This window comes from Tianweitania sp. (genome assembly GCF_032053605.1).
Lineage (GTDB): Bacteria > Pseudomonadota > Alphaproteobacteria > Rhizobiales > Rhizobiaceae > Tianweitania.
Map to the genome: position 1 here is coordinate 4,557 of NZ_DAMBUH010000107.1, position 6,380 is coordinate 10,936.

Annotated in this window: 5 protein-coding genes and 1 pseudogene; 3 read left to right on the plus strand and 3 right to left on the minus strand. The window is 60.8% G+C overall.

Annotated elements, in window-relative coordinates; translation table 11 throughout:
- Positions 1 to 215, plus strand: a pseudogene (locus RTX98_RS17350) (TetR/AcrR family transcriptional regulator); the annotation flags it as partial.
- Positions 216 to 490: 275 nt separating this feature from the next.
- On the opposite strand, the gene RTX98_RS17355 reads toward RTX98_RS17350, so the two are convergent.
- Positions 491 to 931: an endonuclease domain-containing protein gene (locus tag RTX98_RS17355; RefSeq protein ID WP_312798063.1), complete on the minus strand. Its 441-nt coding sequence runs from the start codon at positions 929 to 931 to the stop codon at positions 491 to 493.
- Positions 932 to 1,754: 823 nt separating this feature from the next.
- On the opposite strand from RTX98_RS17355, the gene RTX98_RS17360 reads away from it, so the two are divergent.
- On the plus strand, positions 1,755 to 2,135 hold the full coding sequence (locus RTX98_RS17360) for a hypothetical protein (RefSeq protein WP_312798064.1): 381 nt from the start codon (positions 1,755 to 1,757) through the stop codon (positions 2,133 to 2,135).
- On the opposite strand, the gene RTX98_RS17365 is transcribed toward RTX98_RS17360, so the two are convergent.
- Positions 2,114 to 2,353 carry a DUF3297 family protein gene (locus RTX98_RS17365; RefSeq protein WP_312798065.1) on the minus strand — a complete coding sequence of 80 codons (240 nt, stop codon included), beginning with the start codon at positions 2,351 to 2,353 and terminating at the stop codon, positions 2,114 to 2,116. The two genes, RTX98_RS17360 and RTX98_RS17365, sit on opposite strands and share 22 nt — an antisense overlap.
- 216 nt (positions 2,354 to 2,569) lie before the next feature.
- On the opposite strand from RTX98_RS17365, the gene RTX98_RS17370 reads away from it, so the two are divergent.
- Entirely contained in the window at positions 2,570 to 3,952 is a 1,383-nt protein-coding gene (locus RTX98_RS17370; RefSeq protein WP_312798066.1) for a L,D-transpeptidase, read from the plus strand.
- Positions 3,953 to 4,050: 98 nt separating this feature from the next.
- Here the strand turns inward: RTX98_RS17370 and RTX98_RS17375 are convergent, their stop codons facing one another.
- Entirely contained in the window at positions 4,051 to 6,003 is a 1,953-nt protein-coding gene (locus tag RTX98_RS17375) for a M23 family metallopeptidase (protein WP_312798067.1), read from the minus strand.
- Positions 6,004 to 6,380: the final 377 nt, after the last annotated feature.

Below are 6,380 nucleotides of genomic sequence, written 5' to 3' on the forward strand. Positions count from 1 at the left end.
GCGGCGAGACTCGTTTGCGGCAGCGACTCGAAGAGTTCCAAGCCGCCGGAGACTTGCCCGACACAGCCGACTGCGCCGGCATGGCGACCTACCTCATGGCTGTGATCCATGGGATCGCCGTGCAGGCAAAATCTGGCGTGTCACGCGAGGGGCTGGATAAGGTGGTGGATCAGACCTTGGCGGGATGGCCGGGGGCGGGGAAGATGGCCGCATAGAAACATGCAGAACAATAGCTCTGTCTTCATCTGAGTTGCCTGAAAGTTCAGCGCCATCCCCCTTACCGTCACGACTTTGCCGTGCCACCTCTCCCCTTTTCCGGGGGCGAGGAGGGTGCCGAACCTGCAGCTTCGGCGCAAACGCAGCCTAGCAAGGAGCCTTCGACCTCGCCGCCTGCTTCCTCTCCCCTTCAAAGTGGGGGAGAGGTGGCCGGCAGGCCGGTTAGGGGGAGCACCTTCCCGCCGAGCAACGGCTTCATGTTCCTGGCCGAAGACTAATCACCCTTACGAAGCTCTTCCTTCCTTCGTAACAAAAAACGCACATCGACCGCGACCATTTCGTCTTGCAAACGCCCATCCAGCGCGGCGAATATTGTTTCGCAAATACTCTGCGTTTCCTTCAGCGCTTCATGGCTCCAGAACCTCAGTACCGACCAGCCTTCCGCGCACATGAACGCATCTCGGCGTCGATCATAATCTGACTCTGCATGCTGACTGCCATCCAACTCAACGACCAGTCGCCTTTCACGACAAGCAAAGTCAGCGAAATATGGTCCGATCGGATGTTGCCGCACAAACTTATGGCCGCCAAGCTGACGGTTTTTCAACTCGCTCCACAAACGCCGTTCAGCGTGATTGTCGCCTTTCCGAAGCAGTCGTGCACGTTCCGTTGTCCCTGCCTTACGCCGGCTGCGATTTTGCGGATGCTCATCCATGTGTGCTGGCTCCAGCGAGACTTATCCCATATTCTCGCTGCTTCTCTCCTTCATGCAAGCTCGGGAGGGATGGTCTGAATTGATTGTTGAGAGGTAGCCCTTTCAACTTCCAAACATCCGCGAACTCAGCGCTATCCCCCTCACCGACCCTGACGGGCCACCTCTCCCCCGTTCCGGGGGCGAGGAGGGCGCGTCACCTGCAAAGGTAACTGCAGCCTAAGCGTTGCAAATGAGCCACCAACCTCCCCACTTCCTTCCTCTCCCCTACAAAGTGGGGGAGAGGTGGCCGGCAGGCCGGTGAGGGGGAGCGACCTCGCCGCCGCCGCTGCACTCGCCGAACTCAGAGCTGTTCCCTCTCACCGTCACGGCAGCGTCGTGCCCCCTCTCCCCCACGATGTGAGGGAGAGGATCTGCGCCAAATCCTTCAACTCTGCGCTTTGATAAAAAACTTATCCACGCCCCCACTCGTCCCTCCTATTCTCCACCCATCGCCCTTGTCGGGAACTCTGGTGCGCACCGGGGATCAGGGGAGGGCGGCGGTGTCTGGGTTGGTTGGGCTCCGGTAGCCCGATTTGGGGGTAATCAGTCCCCCACAAACCCAGGCCACGGACCGGTTCAGTGCTGGTTCCGCATCCCTCCCAGGGGGAGGGCACGTGCGGAAACAGACCACCGGTTTCGCGGCAAGCGCACCGACGGACGCGAACCATCCGCGCCGTATCAAAAATCAATCAAGGCGCGGTGCTTTGCGTCCGCTTCCCGACTCTCGACGAGGCGGGAAGGTGAGAACCCGTGCCCGCGCCCGACTTATGAACCGGAGATCGTCATGCAAAAGCAAAGTGCCGAAACAAACGAACAGGCCTGGGTGGCCTGGAACGCCGAAGCAATCAAGCTCATCAACCAGGCCGGCGACTTCTTTCACGAAGAGATCGACCCGCGTTTGTGGCAGGATGCTTTGCGCTTCGCCTTGGATGAGCAGGGGGCTTCGGAGCGCTGTCCCCGCCGTGGTTGCCGCGCGGCCCGCAGCTGTCAGCTGCGATTCAAAGCCGGCACGCCTCTTGATTGCGGTGCCGGCCTGTCGGATGAAACACTGAAGCTGGCAATTCAGCTGACTTTGTTCAGCCACCTTGCTTGGTTCGAGCGCTGGTGGGCTGACTTAACCGGACCGACAAGACAGGAGAAGGGTCAGGCCTCGTCGCGCAGATAAGGCTCGACCTTGCCCTTCAGCTTCATGGTCAGCGGCTTACCCTTGCGGTCCAGCGCCTTGCCGGCCTGGACCGTCACCCAGCCTTCGGACACGCAATATTCCTCGACATTGGTTTTTTCCGCGCCGTTGAAGCGGATGCCGACGCCGCGCTCGATCAACGTTTCGTCGTAGTACTTGCTGTCTGGGTCGATGCTCAAACGATCGGGAAGGTCGGTCATGATGGGTTCCGGACAATTGCTTTGGGCCCGCTTAAGGCAATCGCGTGCTGGAGCCAACGCGGAAGTGATGCTTTGCCCCGAAAGCGCCAGTTCTCACGCCATTTTCATGCCCGGTTCATGCGCGATACATCAAAACAGGATCACGCAACCGTGGCGCTAACACTTCGTTTACCACAAGCATGGCGAGATCAGCGCAACGTCAGAGGTTTTAAAAACATGCTTCGCCGCTTGATTCCGCTTGTTCTTCTCGCAACCGTTTCCGGCCTGGTGCCTGCGGGCGCCGTTGGCATGCGCGATGACGCCGCTGTCACGCAGGGCTCGCGCGGCGGCAATGTGCAGCTTGCGCAAAACGGCGACATCCAGGTCTTCTACGACGAATATGGCCGGCGCGTCTTGTTCGACACGCGCTCGGGCCAGGTCATCGGTGTTGAAGAGCCGACCGCGCGCAACGAAGCGCCGTTGCAACGCGAGCGCCGTTCCATGCAGCGGCCGCGCTATAATGATCGCACGGATGATGACCTTTATGGCCGCGGAGGATCGCTGCGCGACAGTCCGGACTATATTCCCGAGCCGGGTGACAGCGGCGAACCCTATCCGCTGACGCGCGAAGAAGATGCGACCTATGCCGGCCGCACCATCGAGCGCCAGCCGCTCGACAACGGCTTCACCGAACCGCCGCCGGCGACAACCGGCTCTACCACGCCGAGCGAGCCCGTCCAGCAGGCTGTACCGAGCACGCCCCGCCTGTCGCCGAAAGCCAGCGAAGACATGGCCAAGCTGCAGGTGCTGCTTGATCGCGGTGGCGCGTCGCCTGGCGTGATCGATGGGCATGATGGCGGCAATGTGCGGAAGGCCTTGCTGGCCTATGAGGAACTGACCGGCGAAACGCTGCCGATCGGCAATTCGGCCGCACTCGACGCGGCGCTCGCTGCAACCGGCGGCCCGGCCTTCATCGAATATACGATCACGCCGGAAGACGTGGCTGCACCCATGGTCGCCTCCGTGCCTGAGGATTACAGCGAAAAGGCCAAGCTCGACCATCTCAGCTACACGTCGGTCACCGAGATGTTCGGCGAGCGCTTCCATATGGACGAAAACTATTTGAAAGCGCTGAATCCGGAAGCCAACTTCAATCGCGCCGGCACGATCATTCGCGTGACGAATATCGGCCAGAACGTAACCGCGCAGGTCGACCGCATCGTGGCCGACAAGGCGCGCAAGCAGGTTCGCGCCTATGATGCGGCGGGCAATCTGGTTGCCGCTTATCCGACCACGATCGGCTCGGGCGACACGCCTTCGCCAAGCGGCACGCATCAGGTCAAGCGCATCGCGTTCGACCCGGAATATACCTACAACCCCAAGCTCAATTTCCAGCAGGGCCAGAACGACAAGGTCCTGCGCATTCCGCCCGGCCCCAATGGCCCCGTCGGCTCGATCTGGATCGCCTTGGACAAGCCGACCTACGGCATCCACGGCACGCCGGAACCCTCGAAGATCGGTAAGACGGAAAGTCATGGCTGCGTGCGCCTGACCAACTGGGATGCCGCCGAGCTCGCCAAGATCGTCAAGCCCGGCGTGTTCGTCCAGTTCCTGGACTGAGACGCGCTTAAATACGGAAACGCCCGCGATGCTGAGGAAAGCGTCGCGGGCGTTTTCATTTCCGGGGAAGATGGTTCAGCAGGCGGACAGAGCCTGGATCAGTTGATCGACACTTCGCGGCTGGCCAGCGTCAGACCCTTCTGCGCTTCATCGGCCAAGAACGCATCGATCCGGTCGCGCTCCCTGCGGAACTCCGCAAGCTCTTCACCCTTCAGCACGCGACTGTCCGGCAAACGAACGCGCATCGGATCGACCTTGGTGCCGTTGACGATCAGTTCGTAATGCAGGTGCGGCCCGGTCGAAAGACCGGTGGTCCCGATGTAGCCGATCACCTGACCCTGCCGAACCTTTGCCCCCTTCACCACACCGGGCGCAAAGGCGTTCTGGTGGTTATACGAGGTCTCATAGCCGTTGGCATGGCGAATGATCGTCTGGTTGCCGAAGGACGAACTCCGCTCCGCCGACTCCACCACACCATTGCCCGCAGCAATGATCGGGGTTCCCCTGGGTGCAGCCCAGTCCACGCCGCTGTGGATGCGGACATAACCGAGGATCGGGTGCTTGCGTCCACCGAAGCCAGAGGTGAAGCGACCGTTCGGCACGGGGTTGCGAAGCAGGAACTGGCGCGAGCTCTTGCCGTCCTGATCGAAGTAGTCGATCGAACCGTCTTCCATCTGGAAGCGATAATAAACCCGCTTCATGTCGCCAAAGTTGGCACTGACATAAAGCAGCTCGGATTCATCCGTGCTGTTGTTGTTCTCGTCTGGCTGCGAGAAAAACACATCCAACCGATCCTTCGGCCCGATCGCTGCCTGGTAATCGACATCCGAAGCCAGCAGCTTCACCAACTGCTTGGTCATGGAACGCGACAGTCCGTACGACAAAGCTGTCCGGTTCACCGCGTCATAGATCGTCGGCAGGTCGCCGCGTGTCGGCAGCGGCAGGTTCTCGCCGAAGGCGCTGGCAACAAGCGGGCTTGGTTCGGGCGCATCGCCCTGTACGAACTGGCCGCGATCGTTAAGCGCGACGGTCAGGATATGCTCGCCCTTCTCATAGAGGCTGCAGCGCAGCATCGTACCGCGATCCCCCACCACTTCCAGGCCGATGCGCAGGACCGATCCGGCCTTGAGCACGTCCTGGCCGGTCAGTGTAGAAAGGGCGAGTGCCATGCGTCGGGTTTCGTCGCCTTCATAGCCGGAGCCTGCAAACGCCGTGTCGAAAGGCTGATCGGCCTTGATGGGCAAGATCTCTTCCGCATAGTCCTTTGTCGCGTCGCTTCCTGCGCGGGTGGAAACCGACATATTTTCCGGCACGATGCGCACGCCGTAAGTGCTCAGTGTTTGCGCATCAACCGCGTCGCCAAAGCGCTCTTCAGCAACATAGTGCAGGGAAGCGACTTGAACGCCGCCATCGGGAAGGATGACACCGGTGGTGCGCACCACATCCTCGACTTCGTCGGCAGACAATTCACTCTTCTCGTCGAAGGCCGCCGTTTCCAGGGGGAAGTCCGCCGTCTTCAACGTGACTTCGCTTTCCACCTTGGCGCCGTAGATCAGCCCGGTATTGGCAGTCTGCACGGATGCGTCTTCAGCAAAGACGTCCAGCGGATCGAATTTGGGGTAGGGCTTGTTGGTCGCCGGACGATCCGCAAGGCTCATGGCCAGATGCATGAAGGGCACCATGCGGACGACATCGCTGTCGCCCTGCTTCGTCACCGTCGACACTTCCATCCGCTGACGATCGGACTGACGCGTAATGGCACGGGGTGGCGCGATGCGATCGCGCTTGGCTGCTTCGCCGGATTGATCGGGTGGAGAGCCGGCAAGAGAAAGGGTGGCTACTTCCGGGGGGGTCGCCAGCTGCTCGCGTCCATCGAGCGCGGCAAACAGGGCAACACCCATCAGGACGCTCGACGTCACGCCAGTCAGGAACGTGCCGGACAACCAACGGGCTGAAACCTCACGCCGGTCGGGCGGACCACTACGGCCGTCTCCATCCAGAGGTGGTTCATTGCCCAAGGCGGCGGCTATGGTCGCGTCGACATCCTGCATCGGTGGTTGAAAGATCTTCCCCAGTCTGCGGCCTTCGGCTCAACGCGGCAACCTTTGCCTGCCCGACGTTCGCAAGTCAACGAAGCGAACCGAATGGGACGAAGCTGGCTGTGTATGCCGCGAGCGTATGGCGCCTCTCTATATAGAGCGCATACCCAACGCCTCTGCCTGCATCATCCCAGCGCTTTTAGGCTGCAATGCGGCTGCCGCTCATTAAGCAAGCGGCACAAGCGTGAGAGGGGACCGAATACCGAGCGGTCGTGTGGAACCTTCCGCTGCGACTTCCATTAGGGAAACTTCAAACCGTCATTTTTCTTTCATGAGCGTGTTGACTCTCGTCGGGCGTCTGCGTAGAAAGCGCTCATCAACGAGGGCGG